Here is an 852-nt window from a genome sequence, read left to right on the forward strand (position 1 = left end):
TTTCCCCCCGAGTTTCTTCGGGTTTCTTTCCTTTCGACCTGCCCGTCTGTCGGGTGGTGTCGTACCCCCGGAATGGAAGGCGACCATCATGACTTTCGTCAACCGATGGCTCCCGGCCATCACCGAGAAGACTCCGATCCGTAAGACCGCGCTGGGTGTCGCCGGACTCGCCGTCGTCGGTGGCGCGTTCGCCGGCCCCGTGATCGCGATGGACAACAACCCGACCCCGGGCGGCTCGCCGACCGCGGCGGCGGTGACCGCCGACATCAGGCAGATCGACAAGCGGGCACCGTCGAAGGTCCTCGACTACCAGTACAAGGCGCAGGAGAACTTCTACTACTGCGCGCCGGCCGCGACCAGGATCGCCCTGACCGCGCAGGGACAGACGCCGAGCCAGGACGAGATGGCACGGCAGTTGCACACGACCGAGGCGGGAACGGACTCGGCCGAGGACACCACCCGGGTGCTCAACTCCGCCGGTGGTAAGGACTACCACACGGTCGCGATCCCGGACGCCACGGCGAAGCCGGAGCAGATGGACCGGCTCCAGGTCGACGTGGTCAACGCGATCGACGGTAACCGTCCGGTGGTGATGAACATCAAGGGCACCGCCACCGATGTCGATGGTGTGTCGCACTCGTACCCGGGTGGGCACTACCTGACGGTGGTCGGCTACGACGACCACGGCCGTAAGGTGAAGATCGCCGACCCGGCCAACCCGAACCAGGCCGAGTACTGGATGAGCACCATCACCCTGGCCAACTGGGCCGCCGAACGCGGCTACTCCGCATAACCAGAACCGGACACCACACGAAAGGGCCAGCCCCGACCGGGGCTGGCCCTTTCGCCGTC

The 852-nt window shown here is 66.3% G+C and carries 1 protein-coding gene; it reads left to right on the forward strand.

Going from position 1 to position 852, the window contains the following annotated elements:
• The first annotated feature begins 88 nt into the window (after window positions 1-88).
• Window positions 89-793 (forward strand): C39 family peptidase, encoded by a 705-nt coding sequence (locus tag ABNF97_RS33985; protein WP_349341077.1) that lies wholly within the window; start codon window positions 89-91, stop codon window positions 791-793.
• Window positions 794-852 lie beyond the last annotated feature (59 nt).

It is taken from the genome of Plantactinospora sp. B6F1 (genome assembly GCF_040120695.1).
GTDB lineage: Bacteria > Actinomycetota > Actinomycetes > Mycobacteriales > Micromonosporaceae > Plantactinospora.